24 protein-coding genes are annotated in these 25,578 nt (G+C 73.1%); 16 read left to right on the top strand and 8 right to left on the bottom strand.

What is annotated here, in order from left to right:
- Positions 1 to 18 precede the first annotated feature (18 nt).
- The 4 genes from QQ657_RS01500 to QQ657_RS01485 are packed head-to-tail and all read left to right on the top strand — an operon-like array spanning position 19 to position 4,606.
- Positions 19 to 612: a hypothetical protein gene (locus QQ657_RS01500; RefSeq protein ID WP_284740175.1), complete on the top strand. Its 594-nt coding sequence runs from the start codon at positions 19 to 21 to the stop codon at positions 610 to 612.
- 18 nt (positions 613 to 630) lie between these two features.
- Positions 631 to 1,944: a hypothetical protein gene (locus QQ657_RS01495; RefSeq protein ID WP_284740174.1), complete on the top strand. Its 1,314-nt coding sequence runs from the start codon at positions 631 to 633 to the stop codon at positions 1,942 to 1,944.
- Between the two features lie 53 nt (positions 1,945 to 1,997).
- Positions 1,998 to 3,506 carry a DUF4056 domain-containing protein gene (locus QQ657_RS01490; protein WP_284740173.1) on the top strand — a complete coding sequence of 503 codons (1,509 nt, stop codon included), beginning with the start codon at positions 1,998 to 2,000 and terminating at the stop codon, positions 3,504 to 3,506.
- Positions 3,503 to 4,606: a hypothetical protein gene (locus QQ657_RS01485; protein WP_284740172.1), complete on the top strand. Its 1,104-nt coding sequence runs from the start codon at positions 3,503 to 3,505 to the stop codon at positions 4,604 to 4,606. The genes QQ657_RS01490 and QQ657_RS01485 overlap by 4 nt, the downstream gene beginning before the upstream one ends.
- Positions 4,607 to 4,629: 23 nt before the next feature.
- Here QQ657_RS01485 and QQ657_RS01480 read toward each other — a convergent pair whose 3' ends face one another.
- Together QQ657_RS01480 and QQ657_RS01475 are read right to left on the bottom strand one after the other, a co-directional pair.
- Positions 4,630 to 6,459, bottom strand: a complete 1,830-nt coding sequence (locus QQ657_RS01480; protein ID WP_284740171.1) for a bifunctional sugar phosphate isomerase/epimerase/4-hydroxyphenylpyruvate dioxygenase family protein — start codon at positions 6,457 to 6,459, stop codon at positions 4,630 to 4,632.
- Positions 6,446 to 7,492: a shikimate dehydrogenase gene (locus QQ657_RS01475; protein WP_434056712.1), complete on the bottom strand. Its 1,047-nt coding sequence runs from the start codon at positions 7,490 to 7,492 to the stop codon at positions 6,446 to 6,448. Before QQ657_RS01475 ends, QQ657_RS01480 begins: the two co-directional genes overlap by 14 nt.
- 180 nt (positions 7,493 to 7,672) lie before the next feature.
- Here QQ657_RS01475 and QQ657_RS01470 point away from each other — a divergent pair, with 180 nt between their 5' ends.
- Positions 7,673 to 8,335, top strand: coding sequence for a TetR/AcrR family transcriptional regulator (locus QQ657_RS01470; protein ID WP_284740170.1), 663 nt, complete (start codon positions 7,673 to 7,675; stop codon positions 8,333 to 8,335).
- Here QQ657_RS01470 and QQ657_RS01465 read toward each other — a convergent pair.
- Both QQ657_RS01465 and QQ657_RS01460 read right to left on the bottom strand, forming a co-directional pair.
- Positions 8,313 to 9,083 (bottom strand): N-acyl homoserine lactonase family protein, encoded by a 771-nt coding sequence (locus QQ657_RS01465; protein ID WP_284740169.1) that lies wholly within the window; start codon positions 9,081 to 9,083, stop codon positions 8,313 to 8,315. The two genes, QQ657_RS01470 and QQ657_RS01465, sit on opposite strands and share 23 nt — an antisense overlap.
- Entirely contained in the window at positions 9,080 to 10,423 is a 1,344-nt protein-coding gene (locus QQ657_RS01460) for an MFS transporter (protein WP_284740168.1), read from the bottom strand. Before QQ657_RS01460 ends, QQ657_RS01465 begins: the two co-directional genes overlap by 4 nt.
- 240 nt (positions 10,424 to 10,663) lie before the next feature.
- On the opposite strand from QQ657_RS01460, the gene QQ657_RS01455 reads away from it, so the two are divergent.
- The 6 genes from QQ657_RS01455 to QQ657_RS01430 all read left to right on the top strand — a co-directional run bounded on the left by QQ657_RS01455 (position 10,664) and on the right by QQ657_RS01430 (position 18,626).
- The gene (locus tag QQ657_RS01455; protein WP_284740167.1) at positions 10,664 to 13,963 is read left to right on the top strand and encodes a hypothetical protein; all 3,300 of its coding nucleotides are present in this window, start codon (positions 10,664 to 10,666) and stop codon (positions 13,961 to 13,963) included.
- 164 nt (positions 13,964 to 14,127) lie between these two features.
- A complete protein-coding gene (gene trpM / locus QQ657_RS01450) occupies positions 14,128 to 14,292 on the top strand; it encodes a tryptophan biosynthesis modulator TrpM (RefSeq protein WP_284740166.1) in 165 nt (54 codons plus the stop codon).
- A gap of 94 nt (positions 14,293 to 14,386) precedes the next feature.
- Positions 14,387 to 15,616 carry a tryptophan synthase subunit beta gene (trpB, locus tag QQ657_RS01445; protein ID WP_284740165.1) on the top strand — a complete coding sequence of 410 codons (1,230 nt, stop codon included), beginning with the start codon at positions 14,387 to 14,389 and terminating at the stop codon, positions 15,614 to 15,616.
- Complete coding sequence (trpA, locus tag QQ657_RS01440) at positions 15,613 to 16,407, top strand: tryptophan synthase subunit alpha (RefSeq protein WP_284740164.1); 795 nt, start codon at positions 15,613 to 15,615, stop codon at positions 16,405 to 16,407. The genes trpB and trpA overlap by 4 nt, the downstream gene beginning before the upstream one ends.
- A 115-nt stretch (positions 16,408 to 16,522) precedes the next feature.
- On the top strand, positions 16,523 to 17,980 hold the full coding sequence (locus tag QQ657_RS01435) for a helix-turn-helix domain-containing protein (protein WP_284740163.1): 1,458 nt from the start codon (positions 16,523 to 16,525) through the stop codon (positions 17,978 to 17,980).
- A 244-nt stretch (positions 17,981 to 18,224) separates the two neighbouring features.
- Positions 18,225 to 18,626, top strand: coding sequence for a DUF302 domain-containing protein (locus tag QQ657_RS01430; protein WP_284740162.1), 402 nt, complete (start codon positions 18,225 to 18,227; stop codon positions 18,624 to 18,626).
- A 3-nt stretch (positions 18,627 to 18,629) separates the two neighbouring features.
- On the opposite strand, the gene QQ657_RS01425 is transcribed toward QQ657_RS01430, so the two are convergent.
- From QQ657_RS01425 to QQ657_RS01415, 3 genes are read right to left on the bottom strand one after another with little or no spacing between them, the layout of a single operon-like run.
- The gene (locus tag QQ657_RS01425) at positions 18,630 to 19,325 is read right to left on the bottom strand and encodes a hypothetical protein (protein ID WP_284740161.1); all 696 of its coding nucleotides are present in this window, start codon (positions 19,323 to 19,325) and stop codon (positions 18,630 to 18,632) included.
- Positions 19,325 to 20,203, bottom strand: coding sequence for an ATP-binding cassette domain-containing protein (locus tag QQ657_RS01420; protein WP_284740160.1), 879 nt, complete (start codon positions 20,201 to 20,203; stop codon positions 19,325 to 19,327). The genes QQ657_RS01425 and QQ657_RS01420 overlap by 1 nt, the downstream gene beginning before the upstream one ends.
- Positions 20,203 to 20,559 (bottom strand): GntR family transcriptional regulator, encoded by a 357-nt coding sequence (locus tag QQ657_RS01415; protein ID WP_284740429.1) that lies wholly within the window; start codon positions 20,557 to 20,559, stop codon positions 20,203 to 20,205. The genes QQ657_RS01420 and QQ657_RS01415 overlap by 1 nt, the downstream gene beginning before the upstream one ends.
- Positions 20,560 to 21,245: 686 nt before the next feature.
- On the opposite strand from QQ657_RS01415, the gene QQ657_RS01410 reads away from it, so the two are divergent.
- From QQ657_RS01410 to QQ657_RS01390, 5 genes are all read left to right on the top strand, one after another.
- Positions 21,246 to 21,914: a serine hydrolase domain-containing protein gene (locus QQ657_RS01410; protein WP_284740159.1), complete on the top strand. Its 669-nt coding sequence runs from the start codon at positions 21,246 to 21,248 to the stop codon at positions 21,912 to 21,914.
- A gap of 70 nt (positions 21,915 to 21,984) precedes the next feature.
- A complete protein-coding gene (locus QQ657_RS01405; RefSeq protein WP_284740158.1) occupies positions 21,985 to 23,100 on the top strand; it encodes a methyltransferase in 1,116 nt (371 codons plus the stop codon).
- Between the two features lie 52 nt (positions 23,101 to 23,152).
- Positions 23,153 to 23,761, top strand: coding sequence for a TetR/AcrR family transcriptional regulator (locus QQ657_RS01400; RefSeq protein ID WP_284740157.1), 609 nt, complete (start codon positions 23,153 to 23,155; stop codon positions 23,759 to 23,761).
- A gap of 91 nt (positions 23,762 to 23,852) precedes the next feature.
- Positions 23,853 to 24,254, top strand: coding sequence for an ester cyclase (locus tag QQ657_RS01395; protein ID WP_284740156.1), 402 nt, complete (start codon positions 23,853 to 23,855; stop codon positions 24,252 to 24,254).
- Positions 24,251 to 24,937, top strand: a complete 687-nt coding sequence (locus QQ657_RS01390) for an SDR family NAD(P)-dependent oxidoreductase (protein WP_284740155.1) — start codon at positions 24,251 to 24,253, stop codon at positions 24,935 to 24,937. Before QQ657_RS01395 ends, QQ657_RS01390 begins: the two co-directional genes overlap by 4 nt.
- On the opposite strand, the gene QQ657_RS01385 is transcribed toward QQ657_RS01390, so the two are convergent.
- Positions 24,938 to 25,561, bottom strand: a complete 624-nt coding sequence (locus QQ657_RS01385; RefSeq protein WP_284740154.1) for a TetR/AcrR family transcriptional regulator — start codon at positions 25,559 to 25,561, stop codon at positions 24,938 to 24,940.
- Positions 25,562 to 25,578 lie beyond the last annotated feature (17 nt).

Here is a 25,578-nt window from a genome sequence, read left to right as displayed (position 1 = left end):
GGGGAACAGGAAAACGCCATGACCAATCCGAAGACAGCCGAATCCCGCGTCACCGCGGGACGGCCGAAACCGGCCACCGCGCCGACGGCCAAGACCGGCAAAGAGGCCGCTACCGTGTCCACAGAGGACAGTACCGCGGCGGGCCCGGCGCACAACGGGCAGAACCCGGTGCTCGACCAGCTGGTGGCGCTCACCCGCTCGATCGGTGACCTCGTCCAGCAGAACGTCGGAACCGGCGACCAGCTCACCACCGCGGCCACCGACGCCGCGGAGCAAGCACGGGTCGTCTTCGCCTACGACTTCCTCGGTGTCGTGCTCGGCCGGCGCGCGCCGAGTGTGTTCCAGCTGACGACTGTGACCGTCGAGCGCCGCTTCGGCACCTTGACCTTCACCGGCCTCGGCGCGGCGAAGGCGGCCAAGATCCGGGCCGCCGACAACACCGTCCGGTTCCTGGAAGGACTGCGGGACGGCGTGGCCGTCACCATCGACGAGGGTCCCAAGGCCATCTCCGACGACCTGCGGATCGATTCGATCATCACGTTCACCGCCCTCGGAGGCACGCCGGTGGCGATCGGGCCGTGCCTCGGCCCGGCCGTCGGGGGCGACGGATAGACGACAGGAGACACCACCATGTTCTTTCCACTGGCCAAGGCCCTCGGCAACCAGAACGCCGAACTCGGGGCCCAGCGCGTGTTCCGCCTCCACCCGAACCAGATCGCCAATCTCCTCGACGAAATCTGGGGTTCGGCGCGAAGAACGCCCCAGATCCCCGATCCGTCCGGGGAAAAGGACCTGGTCTTCTTCGCCCGGTTCTTCGACGACACCGTGCTCGACGCGCTGGACCTGCCGACCCAGCCGGGCGACGACCCGTTCTTCCCGACCGACGGGCTCGACGCCTTTCTCGCCCCGTCCGGCGTCGCCACCACCGGGTCGTTCGAGTGGAGCGGCCGGCCGAACGAACTGTTCTGCCCGCCGCTGCTGTGGCACCACCTCGCCTACGCCTACGTCCTGGAGAGCACCGGCATCGTCGAGATCTTCGCCGAAGTGGTCCGGCGGCTGGTCGTCGGCGAGACGATGGGCGTCCTTTCCCCGGACAGCATCGCCTGGCTGCGCGCGACCGAGCAGCTGTTCTTCCGCGATCTGCCGACCTTCTCGGTGGCGAGCGTGCTGAGCCAGGTCCGCCCGTTCGACCGGACCAACCGCCGCAACGCCTACTGGCGGATGTTCGGGCTCGACCTCGCGCACGCGGTGCCGCCGCTGTGGGCCGGGTCCGGGCCGCTGTCGGACTGGAAGGACCTGACCGGTCCGGTGAACCACGACTTCCGGCAGAAGTGGAGCGAACTGCTCCGGCAGATCTGGATCGGCGTGGAGAACCGGGCCAACAACAGCGGCGCCAACCCGACCGACCCGAGCTACATCGCGCTGCTTTCCCGCGCGCTCAAGGACCTGCTCGGCAACCGCCGCCGCGGCGGCGCGCTCGCCCGCGAAGAGTTCGCCTACGTGACGATGCTGAACTGGTTCCACCTGACCGTGGACAGCGACACGTCGCTGATCGTCGATCTGCAGGCGCAGGCGAGCAGTGCGGCCGACCGGCTGGGAGCACTGGGCCAGAAGGTCGGGATCACGCCCGCGTTGCGGTCCCGGGAGCTGTTCGACCTGGCCGAGCCGATGTCGACGCTGCTACGCGGGATCGAGCTCGGGCTGTTCGACACCGAGTCGACCGCGGCCACCCTCTTCACCGGCGGGACGAACATCTTCCGGGACGTCCTCGACACGATCAACAACTGGCAGTCGGCCACCGGCGAACGGGTCAAGGAGAGCCCCGCGCGTCAGCTCGCGACCGCGGGCGGCGGGCAGCCGCTGCGGGTGCCGGTGCCGGCGGCATCACCCGCCGCGATGGCACCGCTCAACGGCTCGGCCCCGGCGTCCTCCCTGAAGGGCTGAGCGTCGTGCAGGCCGGGAGCCCGGCGACCTGGGCGTGGACCCCACCCGATCCGGTGACGGAAGGAGAGAACACGGGCTACGAGCCCGAATGGCACGACGAGCTGACCGAGGAGCCGGAACAGCGGTGGGCGGGCGAGCTGATCAGCCCGTTCGCGACCGTTCCCGAGGTGCCGGGGGCCGATCCGGTGGCGTCCGGGGAGGCGGACCCGCCGGGTCCGTTCTCCGTCGAAGGCGAGCTTCTGCTGTGGGCCACCGAGCTGGCCCAGGCACCGCAACAGGTCCGGGCGGCGTTCGACCGGGAGGAGCAGGCCCACGCCGTGCGGCTGCTCGTCGGCAGCGGGGTCCGGGACGAACAGTGGCTGACCGACCTCGTCTTCCACGCCCGGCACCGCGAGCTCGGCGGCCGGTCGATCCAGCCCGGCGATGCCGCGCTGGCCGAGGAATGGCGCGCCATCCGCGACGACGAGGTCCGGCCACGGATCGACGGCGATCCGGCGGACCGGCTCGAAGGCGAGGGCCCCGGCGGGGTCTTCGGGAACCTCGTGAGCGACGTCCTGGCGACGAACGCCGTGCGGGCCGCGTTCGCCGGCGGCGAGCGCGACGAGAACACGCTCACCGACCTCGGCTACCGCGCGTTCCCGGGCACGGCCCCGAAGATCAAGGCGACCGATCCCCCGGAGTTCAAGCAACGGTGGACCGGGATCCGGGACCGCGTCGTGCGCCCGTTCCTCCGCTTGAAGAAGACCGGGCTCGACCGGCTGGTTTCCCGGGGACAGCCGTTCGAGCGCCTGTGTTGCCTGCTCTTCGGTCCCGTCGTCCTCGACCTGGCCGGTCTCGGCACGCACGGTACCGGCCCGGTCGACGCGCTCGGCGAGGTCTACACGCGCAAGCTGGGCTTCATCGATCTCGGGCACGCCCGCGAGACCGCGGACGTGACGCTGTGGGTACTGACGCAGCTGCAGCGCCAGGCCACGGCGGGCACCACCGTCCAGCTGGTCCACGGTTCGGCGCGGCTGCTCCAGGACGTCCCGTTCGAACGACGGCTCGCGCTCGCGCAGCAGCTGGCGTACGTCGATTCGGTCGAACACGAGATCGCGACCTTCGGCGTCCCCGGCGCGGGCGCCGACAATTCGTCGTTCTCGCCGGAAGACCTCCCGTCCAACCTTTTCGGCACCCTGGTCGCCGCGGCCGCCTTCCGCGCCGACGGCGGCACCGACGCCGCGCTCACGCAGCAGTTCAAGCAGCTTTTGCAGGCCGCCGGCGCGCAACCCGTGGCAGTGGCGGTGGCGGTGCAGAACGCCGCGGCCGGCCGGGGCTGGTGGGGCCCCGCGTCGGTGTGGTGGGCGGATGCCCCGCTGCGGAAACGGAACTTCACCGCGGACCCCTGGCTGATCGACGAGCACGGGTCGGCGCGGATCGCTCACGGAGCGCTGCCCGCCGCACCGTCCTTGGTGGGTGCCGATTTCGAGTACGAGTCGGCGGCGCACCTGAAGAACACCGACTTCGCGCAGAAGATCGCCGCCATCCGCGCGCAGGTCCCGGCCTCGGCGAGGACGCCGTGACCATCGCGTTCTCCGTGGAAGGAGAGCTGGAAAGCTGGGCGGACACGCTCCTGCGGCTGCCGGCCGGGGTGCGGGCGGCGATCCGGGCCGGGCACGCGGAGGAGGCCGTCCGCCTGCTCGTCGCCGGGGGCAAGCGGGACGAGAACTGGCTGACCGACGTCGTGTTCCACACCCGCCACCCCGAACTGCGGGGGCGGGCGATCCGGCCCGCCGAGCGGGCCCTGGCGCAGGAATGGCTGGCCGTCCGCACGAGCATCGTGCACCCGGTGCTGACGGCCCCGCCCGCTCCCACCCCGGCCACGCCGGCCCCGGTGGTCTCCGCCCCACCGGCCCGGCCGGTCGCGGACTGGCGGCTGCGCGCGCTGCGGGCCGCCGGGATCGACCCGGCCCGGTGGGACCCGGACGCGGGGTTCACCGCCACCCGGCCGATCGTCGAGCGGGTCTACGCCTACGACATGGCGTTGTTCGACCACGACGAACGTCTTCTGTGGGCCGGGATGGCGAAGCTGGCCGGCGCTCAGGTGTACCGCGGGCTGAGCGTCACCCAGGCCACCATCGACGCGGCCGCGATGACGGCCGACCAGGTCGTCTCGGCCGACATCCTGATCTCCTACGCTTCGAGCGTGCAGGTGAAGCTGCTCATCGGGCAGCGCGCGATCTTCGACGACCTGGCCTGGCAGCACCAGGCGTTCGTGGAGGGCGGCCTGCCGGCGCTGGAGGCAGCCGCTCCCGCCGGTCAGGTCGGCGCCTGGCGGGACATCGCCTCCGGCGACCCCGACCGGGTCCGGCGCGGCAACCGGGCGCTGCTCCGCCACGAACAGGAAGTGGTGCTGGCGCCGTCCTACGCGTCGATCCGCGACATCCCGGACTTCGACCAGATCCCGAAGCGCATGTCCGCCGAGGCGCTGTCCCCGATCCCCGGCGGGAAACCGTTCCGGGAAGTGGTGCCGGGTGGCGACATCACGGTGTTCGCGGACCGGTGGAAGTGGATCGAGACCGACATGCTTCCGGCGTACGAGGGGCTGACGCCGTCGCGCCGCCGTCAGCTGGTCGACGCTCCGCTGGCCGACCTCGCCGACCGACGCTGGCCACCCGGCTGACTCTCTTCCGCGGGCGAGCGGGGCTAGGCATCGCGCCGCCGGGCCTCGCGCTGCCTCCGGTGCGCCGCCATCCGCACCGGCGAATTCACCGCGCCATCGCCTGCGTACCCGCCAATGCGGTGCACCACCTCGAAGAACACGCGCCCGCCGAGCACCACCGTGAAGAAGTGCAGCAGCTCGCCACCCTCATCACGGTCGTAGAGCACCGACTGCTGCCGCAACTCCGCCAGCAGCGAGGGATCCGGAGCCAACCGGGCATCGAGGTCGTCGTAGTAGTTGCCGGGGATCTCCAGCAGCGGTGCTCCCAGCTCGCGCATCCGGCGGGCACTCGCCAGCGCGTCACCGGTCGTCAACGCGACCCGCTGCGGCTCGCGCACCCCGGGTGCCCACTCCCCCCGCCGCAGGAGGGCCGATTCGAGGGCGATGCGGACCCGACCGGACGGGTCGGCCACCGTGCGGCTGCGCACCAGCCCGAACGGGGCCGCGAACTCCGTCACCGGTTCCGGTTCCAGGCCGAGGACCGCCCGGTAGAACAACGCCGCCTCGTCGAAGTGGTCGAACGGCTGGGTCAACGCCAGGTGATCGATCCCGGTCACCCCGGCTTCGCCGCCGGTCGCCGGGGTCTGGGTGAAGTCGCCGAGCCAGCTGTCCGCCGTGTCGGCGCCGGTGCGGCAGAAGAAGACCGATGTCCCGTCGGGCGCGGCGATGGCCGACAGGTCCGCCTCGTCCGCGCGGTGGGTGCGCGGCAGGATCGGGGCGAGCAACCGCTGGGCGCGCCGGGCCGAGGCGACCGGGTCGGCGCTCTCGACGGCGACCGCGCCGACCGACGCGCCCCCGGGGCCCGAAGCGTTCAGCAGGATCCGCGCGTCCCCCTGCTGCCACAGCCGGACGGGCTTCGACCGGTGCCGGCCGGTCTCCGCGAAACCGAGGCCCCGCAACGCCTCCGCCAGGGTGGGTTCCGCTTCGCCGTCGACCGCCAGCTCGACGAACGCGTGCCCGGCGAGTGCCGGCGCGGGCGGCAGGTGCGCGACCCCGAGGGTTTCCTGCAGGCCGAGCAGGGACCGCATCGCGTCGACCGCCGCCGGTCCCGGGTCGGCCTGGCGGAAGACGTCGTTGAACACCTCGAGCGACAGCGGCCCGCGGTAGCCGGCCGCCAGCACGTGCCCGGTGAACGCGGTCAGGTCGAACGCGCCCTGGCCGGGGAAGAGCCGGTGGTGCCTGCTCCACTGCAGGACGTCCATCTGCAGCCGCGGCGCGTCGGCCAGCTGCAGGAAGAACAGCTTCTCGCCCGGGATCGTGCGGATCGCGGCCGGGTCGCTGCCCCGCGACAGGATGTGGAAGCTGTCCAGGCACAGCCCGAGCGCGGGGTGGGCGGCGCGGCGCACGATGCGCCACGAGTGCTCGTAGGTGTTGACGAACCGGCCCCACGCCAGCGCTTCGTAGGCGATCCGGATGCCCCGCGCCGCGGCGCGCTCGGCGAGCAGGTGCAGCTGCTCGGCGGCGAGGTCGTCGTCGTCGACCGCGTCCGGGGAGACCGACGAGCACACCAGCATCGTGTCGGCGCCGAGCTGCTCCATGACGTCGAACTTGAGCTCCGCGCGCCGCAGGTTGCGGGCGAGCACGTCCGGCGGGACCGCTTCGAAGTCCCGGAACGGCTGGTAAAGGTCGATCGACAACCCCAGCTCGGCGCAGTGTTCGCCGATTTCCTTCGCCGGCCACGACGAAGCGACGAGGTCGTTCTCGAAGATCTCCACCCCGTCGAACCCGGCGCGGGCGGCCGCGGTCAGCTTGTCCTCCAGGGTCCCGGAGAGGCAGACCGTGGCGATCGAACGGCGGGCTTCAGTCGAGGACATCGGCGGGCTGCCTTTCCAGGGGAGCGGTTCCGGTGAGGACGGCGAAGTGCCGCAGCATCCGCGCGGCGTCGGGTTCGGTGCCGGTGAACAGGCCGAAGGCCTCGGCGGCCTGGAAAACCGCCATGCGGCCACCATCGAGCACCCGGGCCCCGGCGGCGCGCGCGGCGCGGACCAGTTCAGTTTCGAGCGGCCGGTAGACGACCTCGGCGACCCAGAGGTCCGGGCGCAGCAGCCCGGCCGGCACCGGAAGGCCGGGGTGGGCGGCCATGCCGGTCGGGGTGGCATGCACGAGCCCGTCTGCGGCGCCTATCGCCGCTTCGAGATCCGTGCCCGCAGGCGCGCGGCCGGTCCCGAGTCGGGCGCCGACCGCCGTCTCGGGGGCCGATCCTGCCGACCCGCGACCCTCCCCGAACCGGCCGCCGACCGCTGTCTCGGGAGCCGATCCCGCAGACCCGCGAGCCTCCCCGAACCCGCCGCCCACCGCCGCCTCGAGGCCCGCCCCAGCCGACGCCCGGCCCGGCCCGAACCGGCCGACCAGCGCGGCCGCGAGCTCCGCCGCCCGGCCGGCGTCGAGGTCGAAGACCCGGACGCGGCCCGCACCCGCCGTGAGCAGGCCGTGGGCCACCGCGGCCCCCGCGCCGCCCGCGCCGAGCAGTACGACGGAGCCCAGTTCGGCGTCCGGCAGCCCGGTCCGCAGGCCCCGCGCGAAGCCGGACCAGTCGGTGTTGTGCCCGATCGCGCGGCCGTCCTCGAGCACGACGGTGTTGACCGCGGCCAGCGCGGCGGCGTCCGGGGACAGCTCGTCCAGGTGTTCCAGCACGACCTGCTTGCACGGGTGCGTGATGTTCAGCCCGCGGAACCCGGCGTCGCGGGCCGCGGCCAGCAGTGGCCCGACGGCGGTGGCCGGCACGCCGAGTTCGTCGAGGTCGAAGCGGGCGTAGACCAGCTCGACCCCGAGCCGGCGGGCCTCGGTCTCGTGCAGCGGCGGGCTCAGCGACGGCCCGATGCCCGCGCCGATCAGCCCGGTGAGCACCGTGCCCGGGGTCGCCCGCGCGGCGTGCGCGCGGATCGCGTCGATCGCTGAAGACAAGGTCACGAGCACTCCCGTAATGTACGAACCAGTACGTTATTTGTACCTCATGGTGTCGCCGCCGTGAAGGGCCCCGGCGACGTCCTACAGTGGGAACATCAGCTGAAGCGAGGAAGGAAGTCCGTGGCCGCACCATCGTCGGACGCAGTGGCGAAGAGCGGACCCGCACGCATCCGCGACGCGGACCGCACGCGCGCCGAGATCCTCGACACCGCCGCCCGCGAGTTCGCCGAGAAGGGCTTCGACGGCGCCCGGGTGGACGAGATCGCCGCGAAGACCCGCACCACCAAGCGGATGATCTACTACTACTTCACCAACAAGGACCAGCTGTTCGTCGAGGTGCTCGAGCGGGCCTACACGGTCATCCGCTCCCTCGAGCAGGACCTCGACGTCGACCACCTCGACCCCGCCGAGGCGATCCGGCAGCTCGCCGGGCTCACGTTCGACCACCACGAGTCCCACCCGGACTTCGTGCGGCTGGTCAGCATCGAGAACATCCACCGCGCCGAGCACATCGGCCGGTCGAACGCGCTGTCCAACCTGGCCAACCCGGCGCTGGACGTGCTCACCCGCATCCTCGCGCGCGGCCGCGAAGCCGGGCAATTCCGCGAAGACGTCGACGCGCTCGACGTGCACATGGCCATCAGCGCGTTCTGCGTGTTCCGCACCGCGAACCGCTACACGTTCAACGCCATCTTCGACCGCGACATGCTCGACCCGGCCTTCCGCGACCACCACCGGCGCATGGTCGCCGACATGCTCGTCAGCTACCTGACGGCGCGCTGAGCCGCACGACCCGGTCGGCGACGGGCGGGTAGCGGGCGAGCACCTCCGGATCGTGGCCCGGGACGACCGGGCCGGCGCCGGCCAGCTCCTTGACCCGGTCGAAGGCGCCGTACACGCCGGTCATCGAGTGCAGCAGCGGCGCCGGGCGGTCGTCGTCGAGGTTCTCGTGGAAGTGACTGGCGTCGGAAGCCAGCACGACCGGCCCGGCGGCGGTCTCGACCCGCACGACCTGCATGCCCGCGGTGTGCCCGCCGACGAGGTGGACGCTGAGCCCCGGCACCACCTCGGCGTCCCCGTCGACCAGGTCGACCGGGCCCGCCCGCACGTGGTCGAGCGCCACTTCGTCGAGCAGCCACCGCTCCCGCTCGATCCGCTTCGCCCACGGGCCGGTCCAGTAGTCCAGTTCGGACCGCTGGACCACGAACCGCGCGCCCGGGAAGTCCGCCACCGTGCCGCAGTGGTCGTAGTGCAGGTGCGTGAGGACGACGTGGCCGACCTGCCCCGGATCGACGCCGAGCGCGGCGAGCAGCCGGACGGGCTCGACGTACTCGAGCCCGTCCACCTCCCTCGCCCGGGCCGCCCGGATGCCCGCGTCGACGAGCACCGTGTGCTCCGGCGACACCGCCAGCCAGACGTAGTAGGCGGTCGGGTGGGGTGCCGCGGAATCCCGGTCGTGGCCCAGGAAATGCTCGCCGCGGTACCCCGTGCGCCGGCCGTAGCAGAGCGCGTAGACCTCGAACACGCTCATTGCGGAACGCTGACCTCGCTACGCGCCGGCTCCTTGAGGCCCAGCCGCGCGGTCGGCACCCGGTAGGTCTCCTTCCCGGTCGCCACGGCGATCACGTTCACCAGGCACAGCGCGGCGGTGAAGACGGCGACGCCCAGCCACGCGCCCCGGCCCGTGCCGGTGACCCCGACCGCGATGGTGGGCAGGAACCCGCTGATCGCGAACCCGATCTGCGTCCCGATCGCGGTGCCCGACAACCGCACCCGCGCCGGGAACATCTCGCCGTAGAACGACGGCCACACGGCGCTCGTGGCGGTGTACACGATGCCGAACATCCCGATGCCGACGACGAAGATCCAGAGGTAGCTGCCGGCCGAGATGGCGCCCAGGTAAGGGAAGATCAGGATCGCGCAGCCCAGCGAACCGGCCATGAAGATCCGCTTGCGCCCGATCCGGTCGGAGAACTTGGCCCACAGCGGGATCGTGATCACCGCGGCGACGTTGGCCAGCACGCCGACCCACAACATGGGTGTCTTGTTCAGGCCCACCGTGTTCACGGCGTAGCTGAGCGCGTAGACGGTGAAGATCGTGCTGACGGAAGCGATCAAAGCGGCCACGACCACGCGTAGGACGTCGGCCCAGTGGTCGCGCAGCAGCACGGCCAGCGGCAGCTTCACCACTTCGCCACTGGCGACCTCTTCCTGGAAGACCGGCGTCTCGTCCAGCGAACGGCGGATGTAGTACCCGACCAGCACCACGACGGCGCTGAGCCAGAACGGGACCCGCCAGCCCCAGGACAGCAGCGCTTCCTGCGGCAACGCGGCCACCGGCAGGAACACGGCGGTCGCCAGGATCTGCCCGGCTTGCGTGCCGCTGAGGGTGAAGCTCGTGTAGTAGGCGCGCCGGTGTTCGGGAGCGTGTTCGAGGCTCATGGAGTTCGCGCTGGCCTGCTCGCCGCCGGCGGACAGGCCCTGCAGCAACCGCAGTGCCACCAGCAGGATCGGCGCGGCCACGCCCAGCGTCCCGTAGCCCGGCAGGCAGCCGACGAGCACAGTGGACAGTCCCATCAGCAGCAAGGTGATCAGCAGCACCCGTTTGCGGCCGAACTTGTCCCCCAGATGCCCCAGCAGCAGTGCCCCGAGCGGCCGCGACACGTAGCCGACGCCGAACGTCGACAGCGCGAGCAGGGTGCCGGTCGCCGGGGAGGAGGCCGGGAAGAAGATCTTGCCGAAGACGAGCGCGGCGGCCGTGCCGTAGATGAAGAAGTCGTAGTACTCGAGGGCGCTGCCGATCCACGCGGCCAAGGCCGCCTTGGCGGGCCTACCCACGGGCGCGGCTGCGCCATCCGGACGATCGGTCACGTCAATCTCCTCCGTGGGTGCGCCGGTGCAGTCCAAGTAACTAACCGGTCAGGTATGTACCGTACGGTTAATTAGAGAGATTGAACGGCGGCCGCGGGCTTGTCAAGTACCGATTTCCGGAGGTGATCAGGCGCCGCCCGTGGTCGCACCCGGAGTCGATCGTGCCCCTCCGCGCACGCCGTCACCTCGCCCACCGGAATTCCGTTGGCCCGGCCGAGCCGATCCGGAACAATGTCCGGAATGGACATGCGCGCCCTGACCGAACGAGTCGATCAGCTGGCCGCGCCCGCGCGGCGGCGGGTCTTCGCCGACACCGCACGCGCGCTGGCCGGCACCCCCGACCTGACCGCACTGCTCGCGGAACTCGATGCCACGCCGGGGATCCCGCGCACCTGGGCGGCGATGATGGCGGTCATCGCGGGCGATGACGCCCACCTCCGGCGGTGCCTCGTCGCGGCGGAGACCCCCGTCGCCGGCCCGGTGCTGAACCACTGCGCACGGCTCGGCCGGCACTTCGACGTCGTCGTGGCGACGCTGCCGACGGCTCCCCTGGCGTGGCGGCACACCCTCTACCGCGCGGTGCGCGCCACCGGCGCGGCCGAGTGGGCCCGGACTCTGCTCCCCCTCGTGCGTGAACGGTTCGGTGACCACGAGGCCGCCGCCGTCCTGCCGGCCTGCGACTCCGCAACGGTGGCGGCGCTGCTGCCGGAGCTCGACTTCGCCGTGCCGAACCTGGCTGCACTGGCTCGCCGGCATCCCGCCGTCGTGCTCGCGCACCTGCGCCGCCGGCTGTCCGAAGCCGGTGAGGCCGGCCGGGACGCCGTCTGGCTGCGGTTCGGGCCGGCGCTCGGGCACCTCGTCCGGCACGACGCCGGGCAGCTCGTCGGCCTGCTGGAGCACACCGGACCGCTCACCGGGCTGCCGCGCGGCGCGGACAGCTGGCTGGCCACGGCGACCGCGGCCGCACCGGACCGCGTCGTCGCCCTGCTCGCCGATCCGGCCCGGCGCATCCGGTTCCGGCCGGGCCGGAGCCTGGAACGCGCGCTGCGACAGGCATCGGACGCGTCCCTGATCGCGCTCGCCCGCACTCTGCTCGCCGATGAGACTTCGTTGACGGCGGTGCTGCGCGGCCTGCCGCCCGCCCGCCGCGCGCTCGTGCTGGCCGGGGCACTGGGCGAACGGGACCTGCGCCAGGCCGGGCTTTCCCTGGCGCTGCTGGACGTCCTGCCGTGGCGGCCCCGGCACGAGCAGGCCCGGCGGCTGCTCGCCACTCGCCCGGTGACCGACGACCCCGGCCTGCGGCGGGCCGCCACCGCCCGGCTGCCGTGGCCGGAGGCCGAACCCGTGCTGCGCACCGAGACCGCCCGCCCGACCGCGGTGGAGCGGGTCCTCGGCTACCCGCTGCTGATCGGCGCGGCGGCGGCCACCCGGGACCCGGACGTCGTCGCCCGCCTGCTGGCGTCGCTGACCCGGCTGCCCAACGAGCAGGACCCGGTCCGCTCCGCCGCGCTCGGCGCCGTCGCCGCGATCCCGGGGTGGCTGCTGCGGTCGGCGGACCTGACCGTGCTGGTCAAGCTGGGCGCCGATGCCGTCCAGGCCCGGGACGCGTCCTGGGGCACGCGGCAGGCCGTCGGCACCCTGGCCGTCGGGCTGGTCCGGCAGGGCACGCTGAGCACCCGCCCCGACATGGTCGAAAGCGGGCTGGAGATCCTGGGGCTGGCCGGCGGCCACGCTCCCGGTCTCGCCCTGCACCGGCTGGACCAGGACCTGCCCCGGGACGCCGAGCACGCGTTGTTCGCCGCGCTGCGCCCGCGCGTCACCTCCGACGCCCGCGCCGGCCGCTACGACCTGGTCCTGTCCCTGGCCGCTGGCCTGCGCCGGCGGGCCTGGGCCGTGCCCGATCTGCAGGCCTACGTCGGCGAGGCGACGGGTGCGGCGGACGACAGCACGGTCCGGCGGGCCATCGACCTCTGGCTGGCGCCACCCGCGACCCGGGACGAGCGCGTCGAGGCCGTGCTCCGCCGCGACCCGTCCACGGTCACGGTGCCCTCGGTGGCGGAAGCGATCGGCCGGCACCGCACCGATCTGCTCGACCGGGTGCTGAAGCGGCCGCCGCACGGCCGGTTCGTCGCGCGGGGTGTCCGGCTGGTGCCGACGTTCCCCGGTTCGCTGCGGAACTGGCTGCCGCGCCAGGTCGCCCGGTACGGCGAGCTGCTGGCCGATCTCGCCACCGCGCCCCGGAAGTCCGTCTGGGAGCGGGTCGCGGCCGTGCGCCGGTTGGCGAGCCTGCCCGGCGCCGGCGTCGACGACGTGGCGCCGTTCCTGTCCGACGACGAGGTCGCCGTGGTCGAGGCCGCGCTGGCCGGGCTGGCGTGGATCGACCGGCCCGGCGACGCGCTGGGCACGTTGTTCGGTTACGCCGACACCGATCGCGCGCGGGTCGCGGTGTACGCGGCCGCGCGGGCCGCCCGGACCATCCGGCCGGCCGAACTGGGCGCCGCGCTGCGCCCCGTGCTGGCCGGGAAGAAGCTGACGTCCCGGAAGGAAGCGATCCGGCTGCTGGCCGAACACCGCGTGCCGGACGCGGCCGGTGTGCTGGCCGCGCTGTGGGCGGACCCGGCACTGCACCGAGACCTGCGCCGCGCCGTCGTCTCGGCCGCGCGATGGTTCCTCGACGACGACCGGGCCTGGGCGTGGCTCACCGAAGCGTCCACTGTGGACGACGTGGCCACCGCGCTGACCGAAGCCGGCCCGATGGCGCTCGCCGAACGCCACCGCGCGCGCTACGGTGCGCTGGTGCGGGCGGTGGCGGGCCGCGCCGACCCCGACGTCGCGCGGATCGGCCTGGCCGCCTGGCCGGCGTGGAGTGTCTGGGACCGCGAGGGATCGGCGGCGCTGGTGGCCCGGATCGGCGACCTGACCGAGACCGAGACCGCGACCTGGCGGGAAGCGGTTCACGCGGTACTCCACGCGTGCGCGGTCACCGGTGACCCGACGCCGTTGCGTGCCGTCGTCACCGTGCTGTCCGAAGCGGACGAACTCATCGCCGCGGACCGCGACCAGCCCGCGCGGCAGCGGTTGCGCCACTTCGTCGCCTGCCTCTCGGCTCGTCTGCACACCAGCGGCGAGACGCTCCTCGACGCGGGGGCACGGTTGGCGGCGGAGCTGGCCGGGCGGGCGGAGTACCGGACGGACGCGCTGACGCTCGCCGTCGCGGCCCTTCCCCACCAGGGCGACCCGCGGCCGGCGGTGCGCCGGATCGCCGCGCTCGCCGACCGTCCCGCGTTGGCCTGGCAGGTGACCGACCAGCTGGCCGGCTGGCTCGCCCGCCACGACCCCGGCCGGCCCGAGCTGCTGGACACGGCCCGGGGCCTCGTGGACGGCCCGGTGGAGGCGCTGTTCGCGCTGGGCATCGCGAGCGAGGCGGGAGCCCACGCCGGCTGGCCGCGGCCGTGGCGGGAACTGGTGACAGGGCTGCGCGAGCACGACGACCCCGATGTCCGCGAACGCGCGTCGCGCATCGCCCTCGCTCCCGAGTGACGGCGGTCAGCCGCGCAGGCTGGTGCCCTTCGTCTCCGGGATGCCCTTCAGCAACACCGGCAACGTCCGCCGGCGGCCGCGAACCGGTCGCCGGACCGCGACCTCCGTCACCGGCGAACGGTAATTCTTGCCGGGACCGGCCGCCCGCGGGTTAAGCTGCCGCCGTGCCCCTCACCGTCCGCTTCGCCCGTGGCCGCCGGCCGCGTGGCTGCCAGGCGCCCGCGCGGCGCGTGCGCGGACGGCGGGTGCGGTACGCGATCGGCTCCGAGGCGGGCCAGGTCGACGGGATGCGATGGCCGCGTGCGCCGCGCACCACGCCGGATCACTGAGGGACCCCTCGTGATTCCGCGTGTTCGTGCGCTCCGGTGATCCCCGACCAGCCACGAACCCACCCGGGACTGCCCGGGTCAGGAGCACATCGCCATGGAGCACGCCTTCTTCTTCCCGGCCGCGCCGGGAACCCCGCCGACCGCCGAGGGGTACTTCGGTGCCTTCGGCGGCCGGTTCGTCCCGCAGGCCCTCGTCGCCGCCGTCGACCAGGTCGCCGCCGAATACGAGCGGGCCAAGACCGATCCCGCCTTCGTCGCCCGGTTCGAGGACCTGCTCGCCCACTACGTCGGGCGCCCGAGCGCGCTCACCGAAGTGCCCCGCTTCGGCGGGCACGCCGGGGGCGCGCGGGTCTTCCTCAAACGCGAAGACCTCAACCACACCGGCTCGCACAAGGTCAACAACGCGCTCGGGCAGGCGTTGCTGGCCGTGCGGATGGGCAAGACCCGCGTCATCGCCGAGACCGGCGCGGGCTCGCACGGCGTCGCGACCGCCACCGCGTGCGCCCTGACCGGCCTCGCCTGCACCGTCTACATGGGAGAGACGGACATGCGGCGCCAGGCGGTCAACGTCGCGCGGATGGAACTGCTCGGCGCCGAGGTCGTCCCGGTGACGTCGGGCTCGCGCACCCTCAAGGACGCCATCAACGAGACGTTCCGCGACTGGGTCGCCCACGTCGGCGACACGCACTACCTGTTCGGCACCGTCGCCGGGCCGCACCCGTTCCCCGCCATGATCCGCGACTTCCAGCGCGTCATCGGCGTCGAAGCCCGCCGCCAGCTCCTGGCGCGGACCGGGCGGCTGCCCGATGCCGCAATCGCTTGCGTCGGCGGCGGATCCAACGCGATCGGCCTGTTCCACGCCTTCCTCGACGACCCCGGCGTCCGCCTGATCGGCTGCGAAGCCGCCGGCCACGGCGTCCGGAGCGGGAAGCACGCGGCGTCGCTGTCGGCCGGCGAACCGGGTGTCCTGCACGGCTCCCGCTCCTACGTCCTGCAGGACGACGAAGGCCAGATCCTCGAAGCCTGGTCGATCTCGGCCGGGCTCGACTACCCCGGTGTCGGCCCGGAACACGCGCACCTGCACGACTCCGGCCGCGCCGAATACCGCCCGGTCACCGACGACGAGGCGATGCGCGCGTTCCGGCTGCTCGCCGAGACCGAGGGCATCGTCCCGGCGATCGAGAGCGCGCACGCGCTGGCCGGTGCCCTCGATGTCGGCGCCGAGCTCGGCCCGGACGCCGTCATCCTGGTGAACCTCTCCGGCCGCGGGGACAAGGACCTGGACACCGCCTCCGTCCACTTCGGACTGGAGGGCGCGCGATGAGCCGGCGCCTGCTCACCGAAACGCTCGCCGGGGCGAAGCGGGCCGGCCGGGCCGCGCTCATCACGTACCTGCCGGCCGGGTTCCCCACCGTCGACGGCGGGATCGCCGCGCTCCGGGCCACCCTCGACGCCGGCGCGGACATCGTCGAAGTCGGCCTGCCCCACAGCGACCCGGTGCTGGACGGCCCGGTCATCCAGGCCGCCGACGACCTCGCGCTGCGCGGCGGGGTCCGGATCGCCGGGGTCCTGCGCACGGTGCGCGAAGTCCACGCCGCCACGGGCAAACCGGTGCTGGTGATGTCGTACTGGAACCCGGTGTCCCGCTACGGCGTCGAGCGGTTCGCCCGCGAGCTGGCCGAGGCCGGGGGCTCGGGGTGCGTGCTGCCGGATCTGCCGTTGGCGGAGTCCGCGACGTGGCGCCGGCACGCCGCGGCGCACGAGCTGGCCACGGTGTTCGTCGTCGCGCCGAGCAGCACGGACGCGCAGCTGGCGGAAACCGCCGCGGCCGGGACCGGGTTCGTCTACGCGGCCGCGCTGATGGGCGTCACGGGGACGCGGGCGTCGGTCGACGAGGCGGCCGCCGTCCTGGTGCGTCGCCTGCGCGCGGTCACCGGCCTGCCGGTCTGCGTCGGGATGGGCATCGCGGACGCCGGTCAGGCCGCCGAGGTCGCCGGGTTCGCGGACGGCGTGATCGTCGGCTCGGCGTTGGTCGAGACGCTCCTCGGCGCCGGCGACCGGGCCGCGCTCGAGCGGCTGACGGAGCAGCTCGCGGCCGGAGTGCGCGGGGCCTGACAAGTGCCGGGCCGCGCCACGACGGCGCGGCCCGGTCCGGCACTGCCACGGGGCGCGGTGATCAGAGTCGTTGCGGTACGGTGGAATCCGGCTGGCCGAAGGGGGCGGGTCACCAGTGGGCCATGCCGGAGCCCCGCGCACCGACCGCACCGGAGACCTCATCACCCTGGCCCGGCTGTCCGCCGGAACCGCCGCGGTCGAAGAGATTCTCGGCTGGCTCGCCGGGCGCACCGGCGGGGCGGTGGCACTGCTCGGCATCGACGGCGACGTCGTGGCCGCGCCGCCGGGGCGGCCACCTCCCCACCCCGCCGTCCTCGCCGCGGCCGCCACCGCGGTGTCCGGAATGCACCGGCACGGGACCGCTTCGGCCGTTCTCGGCGAAGGGCCGGAAACCGTCGACCTCGTCCGGCTCGGCTCGGAGTCCCGGACGTTCCTGATGGTCACGGGATCCGCGGAGCGCCGGCACGGGAACCTGCTCGCCGACGCCGCCCGCATCCTGGGCCTGTGCTGGCGGCTCCAGGAGGCCGAACGGACCAGCCGTCGGGTCGCCTCGGCCATGGCGCACAGCCGCGAGGCCGTGCTCCACCTGCTCATGGCCGGCAGCCTGGCCGCCGCCCGGCGGATCGCCGCGACGCTGGGACCACGCCTGCCCGATCACTCCCGCGTGTACGTCGTGGAGTGCCCGGCCGGCCGGCGCCGCCGCGTCGCGGACCGCATCGAGCGCTTCGCCGGGCAGCGGGCGTGGATCGTGCCCTGTCCCGTCCACGCCCGCCACCTGATCGCGCTCGTCCCGCCCGGGCGCGCCGCCACCCTGGACCGGCTGATCGCCGAAACCGTCCCCGAGGCCCGGGTCGGCGCGAGTGACGAGCTGCCGCTGAGCGAGACCGCGATCGGCTACGAGCAGGCGTTCCACGCCCTCGCGGTGGCCCGCGGCGTGCCCGGCCGGTACGCCCGGTTCGACCGGCACACCGACCTCACGCCGCTCGTCGAGGGCTTCGGGCACGCCTGGGCGGCCGGGTTCCTGGCGCCCTGCCTGTCCCACACCCCGGCCCGGCGCGCCGATCCCGGCGCCGAAGAGCTCTTGGCCACCCTGTACTCCTGGCTCACCTTCGACAGCGGCGCGAGCCGCCACCTCAAGATCCACCGCAACACGCTCTCGGCCCGCCTGCACCTGCTCGACGGACTGCTCGGCGTGGACCTGACCCGGATGGCCGACCAGTCGGCCGCCTGGCTCGCGGTGCGCCTGCACGCCGCCCCTCGCGCCACCCCCGCGGAGCCGGGCCGGCCCGTCACCCTCGACCGGCTGCTGGCCACCCCGGCGGCGAAAGCCTGGGCACAGTCCCGGCTCCGCCCCCTCGAACGGGCCGGGCCGCCAGCCGGCATCGAGACGCTCGATGCCTGGCTGCGCACCGACACCCGGCTTTCCGCGACCGCCGCCGCGCTCGGCATCTCCGTTCCGGCCGTGCGCAAGCGGCTGGCCCGGATCGAACAGGTCCTCGGCCGGTCCCTGCTGCACGCGCCCAGCGCCAAGCACGAACTCTGGCTGGCCATGCGGGCGTCCGGCTCGCTGTGACTCGCCGGCGTCCCCCGATCACCGGGCACCGGGAAACCACCGCGGCCGCTCACTGTGCACTCTGTGACTCGCCGCGCCGTGAGGCGTGCGGCTACCGTCGGAGACTCGGCAACCGGGGAAGGTCGACGCTCGCCGGCCGTCCTGGGGGTGCGGCCGGAGAGCGTTCGCCCACCCCGCTCCGGTCTCCGCGACCAGTACGCTGGTGACGGAGTGAGCGTCGGGCCCGCTCAGCCGAGGAGACCGCGTGGATCAGCAGGGCTTGGTGACCGTCGCGAGCAAGTGGCCGGTGGACACGACCATCGACCGGCTCGAGCAGGCCATCGCCACCGCCGGGCTCGTCGTGTTCGCCCGGGTCGACCACTCGCGCAACGCCCGCGAGGTCGACCTGGACCTCCGCCCGACGTTCCTGCTCATCTTCGGCAACCCGCGCGGCGGCACCCTGCTCATGCAGGAGAACCAGGTCGCCGGCATCGACCTGCCGCTGAAGTTCCTCGTCTGGGAGGACGAGCACGGCCAGGCCCGCGTGACCTACAACGACGTCGCCTGGATCGCGCGACGCCACGGCCTGTCCCCGGAGACGGCCGGCGTCGTCACGGCGACCGCCTCCGCCGTCGAAAACCTGGCGCGCCAGGCGAGCCAGGACTGACCATCAGGCCGTCGCGCGCCGGAGGACCAGCCACGCCGCGCCGCCGAGGGCCAGCGCGAACACCAGCGGATACGCCGTGTACAGCGCGAACGACGGCTGCCCGCCGAGGAAGTCGCCGATCGCGGGCCACCAGCTCCGCCGGGACACCAGGAGCTTGATCCCGGCGACCAGCGCGACGGCCCCGGCGAGGGCGAGGTAGATCCCGGTCTGCCGCCAGCGCTGGAACACCACGCCCGCCAGCACGCCGATGGCGGACACCGCGACCAGCGGTCCACTGTAGACGAACCACAGCGCGGCCGGGCCGTGCTGTCCCAGCACATCCAGCCCGAAGATCCGCGCCTCCCGGCCCCAGCCGCCGGTCGACCGCTCGACGACGTCGAACACCACCATCACGAGCCCGAGGAGCAGGGCCTGCCCGAGGACGACCAGCGCGGTGGCCGCGGCGAACGTCCGGCGGGTCACGCCGAGCCCCAGCGCGAACGGGAACACCTGCGTCATCGACTGCAGGTGCGCGGGGGCGACCACACCCCACAGCGCCGGCAGCAGGTAGATCTCGTGCGCGCCGAACGCGCCTTCGCCGTTGGAGACGTCGATGCCCCAGCCCAGCAGCGGCAGCACGGCCAGCAGACCCAGCGGGTAGGCGAGCAGGACCGGCCAGTTGACCAGCTGGATCCGCGCGACGTCGAGCACGCGTGTCATCAGGATTCCTTCCCGGCGGCGACCGGCCCGCCGTGGCCTTGGGTGGTGCGGACGACCAGCTGCTGCAACGAAACCGGCTCGAAGTCCAGCCCGGGCTCGTACCGGTCGCGGGCCCCGGTGAGGGTGACGCGCAGGGAGCCGCCGAACCGCTCGCGGTGCAGTTCCCGGTGCCCGGCGGCGAAGCGCTCGACGGCCTCCGCGGGCCCGGTCACCGCGACGGCCTCGCCGCGCAGCGACTCCGCGTCGGTGTCGATGAGCACCCGGCCCCGGTCGAGCAGCACGACGTGCTCGATCAGCTTGTCGACCTCGTCGATCAGGTGCGTGGAGAGCACGATCGTGCGCGGGTGCTCGGCGAAGTCGGCGAGCAAGCGGTCGTAGAACAGCTGGCGCGCGACGGCGTCGAGGCCGAGGTAGGGCTCGTCGAACAGGGTCAGCGGAGCCCGCGAAGCCAGCCCGATGATCACCCCGACCGCCGAGAGCTGCCCGCGCGAGAGCCGGCCGACCCGGCTGCCGGCCGGGACGGCGAAGTCCGCCAGCAGCGCCGCGGCGTAGGCGTCGTCCCAGTCCGGGTAGAGCAGTCCGGCGGCCCGCAGCGCGTGCTTGACGCGGAACTTCTCCGGGTAGTGCTGGCTTTCCTTGATGAAGCAGACCCGTGAGAGCACGTCGGCGTTCTCGTACGGGTGCTGCCCGAAGACCTCCACCGTGCCGCCGGTTTCGAAGGCCTGCCCGGTGAGGATCCGCATCAGCGTGGTCTTGCCGGCGCCGTTGCGGCCGAGCAGGCCGTGGATCGTGTTCCCGGCGAGCTCCACGCTCACCCCGTCGAGCGCGGCGAGCGGGCCGTAGCGCTTCGTCACCCCGGTTGTGCGCACCACGTTCATCACTGCGGCTCCCAGACGTCGATCAGCTTCTTGATCTCCTCGGCGTCCATGCCGAGCTTGCCCGCCTCCGCCATCAGCGGGGCGAGGAACTGCCGCGTGAAGTCCCGCCGCCGCCGCTCCAGCAGCTGCACGCGGGCGTCCGGCGCGACGAACATGCCGATGCCGCGCCGCTTGTAGAGGATCCCGTCGGCGACGAGCTGGTTGATGCCCTTGGCCGCGGTCGCCGGGTTGATCCGGTGGAAAGCCGCGAGCTCGTTGGTGGAGGGCACCTGCGTGTCCGCGGGCAGGCTGCCGTCGACGATCGAGCTCTCGATCCGCTCGGCGATCTGCAGGAACAGCGGCCGCCCGTCGTCCATCACGCCGACCACCGCACGCGGCGGTTCGTCGGTTCATTACTCATGTAACTAACCATGGAGGCTCGGGCCGGGCTTTGTCAAGGCCGGGACCGATCCCCTGGGTGCGCCCTGGAAGATCGCGACGATCCTGGGTGCGACTGCGTGCGGCCGCGGCCGCTCCAGCCGCCCTGCGCCTGGCGTCCTCGGTGGCCTTCACCCCCGACGACCGCGACGTACACCGGTCCTCCCCCACCGTTCACCGCGGGCGCGGGCGCGGGCGCGGGGAGGCCGGCCCGAGCTGGGGAGTGACGTCCCGCGCGGAGTTCACCCTGACCGCCGGGTTCACGCTCGTCCTAATGTCGCGCGTCCGAGTTTCGTCGACAGGGGTCCGGCAGCGCGCCGCCCGGGCGGAATCGTCCGGCTGGGGGCCCGGCCGCAAGGTGTCGATGGAGGATTCGGGACGCCGGGTGGCCGGAATCCTCCATCGACGAGGACCGAGGGCCCCTGCCGTGACGCGACCCTGACGACGGAACCGTCGCCGGAGCTTCAGCGGGCGAACCCGCGCTGACGCTCACCCACCGCGGTTCAGCCCGTCAAGTCGCCTTCCCGCTCGTTGCGTCCGGCGTAATGAGCCAGCTTCTCTTCGTCCACCGTCACGCCCAGCCCCGGCCCGGACGGCACCCGCAACCCCGCCGGGCGGGACACCGTTGTGGCGCACGTTCCCGACGCGCGCGGCGTTGCTGGAAGCGATCCGGACGACGCCGCTGCCCGCCCCGCCCGGCAGCCGGGTGGAGTACTCGTCGCAGGGGTTCATCCTCCTAGGCGTGATCGCGTCGGCGGCTTCGGGGCGGCCGCTGGACCGCCTGGTCGCGGACCTGGTGACGACCCCGGCGGGGATGCGGGACACGACGTTCGGCCCGGCGGACGACGCGGTGGCCACCGAGGACTGCCCGTGGCGCGGCCGCGTCGTGACCGGCGAGGTCCACGACGAGAACGCGGTGGTGCTGGGCGGGATCTGCGGGCACGCGGGCCTGTTCGCGCCCCTGGCGGACGTGGCGCGCCTGGGCCGGATCCTGGCCGCGGGTGCGTCCCCGCTGCTGAAGCCGCAGACGCACGCGGAGATGATCGCCTGCCACACCCGGGGGTTGCGCCGCGGTCTGGCGTGGCAGGGCCTGGACGTCCCCGGCTCGCCCGTCGGGACCGCGCTGCAGCCGGATTCCTACGGCCACACCGGGTTCACGGGCACGAGCCTCTGGGTAGAGCCCGCCCGCCGCCGGTACTACGTGCTGCTGACGAACCGCGTGCACCCGAGCCGGGCCCGCGACGTGTCGGCGATCCGCCACGCGTTCCACGACACCGCGGCGCGCATCAGCTAGGTGCACGTCCGTGGTGAACTCGCGTCTGACATCGTGGGGTGCCGGGAAAACCGTGGTCTGGGGGAAATCGATGCTCGTCCGCTGGGTCGAGGGCGGCGAAGAGCTGACCGCCGAGTGGCGGTCGGAGAACAACGCGCCGCCGCCGGCCGAGATCGTGGTCGCCGACGACGACCTCACCGCCGACGAGGCCTACCGACTGGCCGTCGAGGGCAAGGCCGTGTTGTGGCGCGGTGACTTCCAGAACGCGCGGCAGCTGCTGAAGGCCGTGGACCGGAGGATCGGCCGGGCCGGCAAGCGACGTCCGGCGAAGAACGCCACCGAGGCGTTCCACCTGCACCGCCAACGGCAGGCCCGGCAGGCCCAGCTGCTGGGCAGGCTGCTCGTGCCCGTCGACCCCGGGCACGTCGTCCCCCTGCGCCGGGCACCCGACGTGCGGGAGGCGTGCACGGAGGCCTACGGCCCGGCGGAGGGGCCGTCGGTCGTGTCGTTGCGCGAGCTGCTCGGCGTGATCGGCGCGCACGAGTGGCGGCGCAAGGGGGTCGAGGTGCCCGGGCTCGGCGCCCGGATCCACCCGCACTACGGGGTGTTCTCGCCGGCCCGCGGCGAGTACGTCGACCTCGTGGCGACGGCACCGCTGCCGTCGAGCAGGCTCGCGTTCGACATCGGGACCGGCTCCGGCGTGCTCGCCGCGGTGCTGCTCGCCCGCGGGGTCGGCTCGGTCGTGGCCACGGACCAGGACCAGCGGGCGCTGGACTGCGCGCAGGACAACCTCGAGCGGCTCGGGTTCGCCGATCGCGTGCGGTTCGAGCGGACCGACCTGTTCCCGGCGGGCGAGGCACCCCTGGTCGTCTGCAATCCGCCGTGGCTGCCGGCCAAGCCGACCTCGCCGATCGAGCACGCGGTGTACGACCCGGGCAGCCGGATGCTCCGGGGATACCTGGATCGGCTGGGCAAGCACCTCGAGCCCGGCGGCGAGGGGTGGCTGGTGCTGTCGGACCTCGCCGAGCACCTCGGGTTGCGGTCCCGCGCCGATCTCCTCGAAGCGATCGACGCCGCCGGGCTGACGGTGGCCGGCAAGACCGACACCCGGCCACGCCACCCCCGCGCGTCCGATCCGGACGATCCCCTGCACGCCGCGCGCGCGGCCGAAGTCACCTCACTCTGGCGGCTCGCCGTTCAGCACTGATCGGCTGGGCACGTTTCGCATCGATCGATGCGAAAAAAGGTAGACTGCGGCGGTGGAGACCGAGAAGCGGCGCCCGACCGGCCGGCCGCGGGGGTTCGACCCCGACGCGGCACTCGAGCGCGCCCTGCTGGTGTTCTGGGAGCAGGGCTACGAGGGGGCCAGCCTGGCCACCCTGACCGAGGCGATGGGCATCTCGACCACGAGCATGTACGCGACCTTCGGCAACAAGGAAGAACTCTTCCGCAAGGCCCTGGAGCGCTACACCGAAGGTCCGAGCGCGTACGTCGTGCAAGCCCTTGACGAGCCCACCGCCCTCGACGTCGCCACCGCGATCATCGCGGGCACGATCCGGACGACCACCCGCCCGGCCGGCCCGCACGGGTGCCTGGGCGTCCAAGGCGCCTTGGCCACCGGCGACGCCGGCAGCGGCGCCCGCGACCTGCTCGTCGGCTGGCGCGACGACGGCTACTCCACCCTTCGCGACCGGTTCGAGCGTGCCGTCGACGACGGCGACCTGCCCCCGGAGGCGAATCCGGCCCTGCTCGCCCGCTACCTCACCGCCTTGACGTACGGCATCGCCGTGCAAGCGGCGAGCGGCGTCGGCCGCGGCGAACTGCAGGAGATGGCCGACGCCGCCCTGCGCGGCTGGCCTCTCGTCTAACCCTTCAGGCTTCCGCATCGATCGATGCGCAATCTGCTACAGTCGAGTTCTGCATCGTTCGATGCGGAAGTGGACGAGACCGAGGCCACCGATGTCCGACCTGCGTGAGTTCTACCTGCGCTACCTGAACGAGCTCAACGCCCACCGTTTCGACCGGATGGCCGAGTTCATCGCCGACCGGACCACCCTCAACGGCGAGCCGGCCACCCGGGACGACCTCATCGCCGTCCAGCGGGCCGACGTGGACGCGGTCCCCGACCTGCACTGGGAGCTGAAGGACCTGCTCTTCGACGGCGACCGCCTGGCCGCGCGCCTGGTCAACACGGGCACGCCGGTGAAGGAGTGGCTCGGCGTGGCACCGGCCGGCGCCTCGTTCGAGATCGACGAGTACGCCATCTACCAGGTCCGCGACGGACGGTTCGTCCACATGACGGCCCTCCACGACGCCGGCGAGCTGCGCCGGCAGCTGACCGACCGAAAGGACACCCCATGACCGTCACCCTGATCACCGGAGCCAACAAGGGCATCGGTTTCGAGACGGCGAAACAGCTTCTGGCCCAGGGACACACCGTCTACATCGGAGCCCGCGACGTCGAGCGCGGCGAGAAGGCCGCGGCCGAGCTCGGCGCCCGGTTCGTGCAGCTCGACGTGACCGACGACGCCTCGGTCGCCGGCGCGCTGGCCACGATCGGCTCGACGGAGGGACGGCTCGACGTCCTGGTCCACAACGCGGGCGTCCTCGGCAGCGAAGCCCTCGACGGTCCCACCGCGCTGCGGGTCTTCGACACCAACGCGGTGGGGATCGTGCGCGTCACCGAAGCGGCGCTTCCGTTGCTGCGCAAGTCGTCGAACCCCACCGTGGTCACGGTTTCGAGCAGCGCAGGGTCGTTCTGGGCGGTGACCAACCCCGACCGGCCGGAGTTCGGGCTGCCGCTCGCGCTCTACTCCGCGTCCAAGGCGGCGGCCACCATGCTGACGGTCCAGTACGCGAAGTCCCAGCCGGGCATCAAGTTCAACGCGGTCGAGCCCGGTACGACCGCCACCGACATGACGGCGGCTTTCGGGATCGGACGTTCCCCGGAAGAAAGCGCCCGGACTGTCGTGAGCCTGGCGACCCTCGCCGCGGACGGCCCCACGGGGACCCTCCAGGACGAAACCGGGGAACTGCCCTGGTAGTCATCCGCGGCGCAGACCGGCAATGAGCAGGTCAAGCTGATACTCGAAGTCCTGGACGCAGTCACCCGCCTCCAAGGCCGGCAACACCCGATGCAGGCTCGGCAACTCCGCCGCCGTCACCGTCCGCCGGAACCACGCCGCCACCGGCTCGGCGCGGACGGCCGGAGTGGCCGTGCCCGCCGTCCCGGTGAGCACCGAACCGAACAGCATTCCCAGCAGGGACCGGTAACTCCGGGCCGCGGCCTCCTCGGCGAGGCCCGCGTCGAGCAGCGCCCCCAGCAGTGCGTCGATCACCCGCAGCGCCCCGGGCGAACGCGGGTTCGCGTCCTGCGCCGCCAGTGCCCGGACCACCACCGGGTGCCGGGAAAAGCTCGCGTGCAGCCCTTCGGCCAGCGAGCGCAGCCGCGCGTCCCAGTGCGTCGCGGGATCGGGGAGCGTCACCTCCTCGAAGACCCGCGCGGTGAGCCCGTCCAGCAGGTCGCCCTTGTTCTCGACGTGGTTGTAGAGCGACATCGCCTCGACGCCGACCGCCGCCGCGACCTTGCGCATCGACAGCGCCGCCATCCCCCGCTCGTCGGCCAGCCGCAATGCCGCGTCGAGAATTTCCTCCCGGGTCAGAGACATACTTACAGTGTACGCAT

The sequence above is a fragment of the Amycolatopsis ponsaeliensis genome, from assembly GCF_030182635.1.
Classification (GTDB): domain Bacteria; phylum Actinomycetota; class Actinomycetes; order Mycobacteriales; family Pseudonocardiaceae; genus Amycolatopsis; species Amycolatopsis ponsaeliensis.
Note: the sequence above shows the minus strand (reverse complement) of the source record. Positions and strands in the feature narration are given on the sequence as shown.

What these genes read in the sequence shown, in the direction of transcription:
- QQ657_RS01390 (WP_284740155.1), top strand. Translation starts at nt 24,251, where the DNA reads ATGACCGTCACCCTGATCACCGGAGCCAACAAGGGCATCGGTTTCGAG.
- QQ657_RS01395 (WP_284740156.1), top strand. Translation starts at nt 23,853, where the DNA reads ATGTCCGACCTGCGTGAGTTCTACCTGCGCTACCTGAACGAGCTCAAC.
- QQ657_RS01385 (WP_284740154.1), bottom strand. Translation starts at nt 25,561, where the DNA reads ATGTCTCTGACCCGGGAGGAAATTCTCGACGCGGCATTGCGGCTGGCC.
- QQ657_RS01495 (WP_284740174.1), top strand. Translation starts at nt 631, where the DNA reads ATGTTCTTTCCACTGGCCAAGGCCCTCGGCAACCAGAACGCCGAACTC.
- QQ657_RS01405 (WP_284740158.1), top strand. Translation starts at nt 21,985, where the DNA reads ATGCTCGTCCGCTGGGTCGAGGGCGGCGAAGAGCTGACCGCCGAGTGG.
- trpB (WP_284740165.1), top strand. Translation starts at nt 14,387, where the DNA reads ATGGAGCACGCCTTCTTCTTCCCGGCCGCGCCGGGAACCCCGCCGACC.
- QQ657_RS01420 (WP_284740160.1), bottom strand. Translation starts at nt 20,203, where the DNA reads ATGAACGTGGTGCGCACAACCGGGGTGACGAAGCGCTACGGCCCGCTC.
- QQ657_RS01415 (WP_284740429.1), bottom strand. Translation starts at nt 20,559, where the DNA reads ATGGACGACGGGCGGCCGCTGTTCCTGCAGATCGCCGAGCGGATCGAG.
- QQ657_RS01455 (WP_284740167.1), top strand. Translation starts at nt 10,664, where the DNA reads ATGGACATGCGCGCCCTGACCGAACGAGTCGATCAGCTGGCCGCGCCC.
- trpA (WP_284740164.1), top strand. Translation starts at nt 15,613, where the DNA reads ATGAGCCGGCGCCTGCTCACCGAAACGCTCGCCGGGGCGAAGCGGGCC.
- QQ657_RS01425 (WP_284740161.1), bottom strand. Translation starts at nt 19,325, where the DNA reads ATGACACGCGTGCTCGACGTCGCGCGGATCCAGCTGGTCAACTGGCCG.
- QQ657_RS01480 (WP_284740171.1), bottom strand. Translation starts at nt 6,459, where the DNA reads ATGTCCTCGACTGAAGCCCGCCGTTCGATCGCCACGGTCTGCCTCTCC.
- QQ657_RS01500 (WP_284740175.1), top strand. Translation starts at nt 19, where the DNA reads ATGACCAATCCGAAGACAGCCGAATCCCGCGTCACCGCGGGACGGCCG.
- QQ657_RS01465 (WP_284740169.1), bottom strand. Translation starts at nt 9,083, where the DNA reads ATGAGCGTGTTCGAGGTCTACGCGCTCTGCTACGGCCGGCGCACGGGG.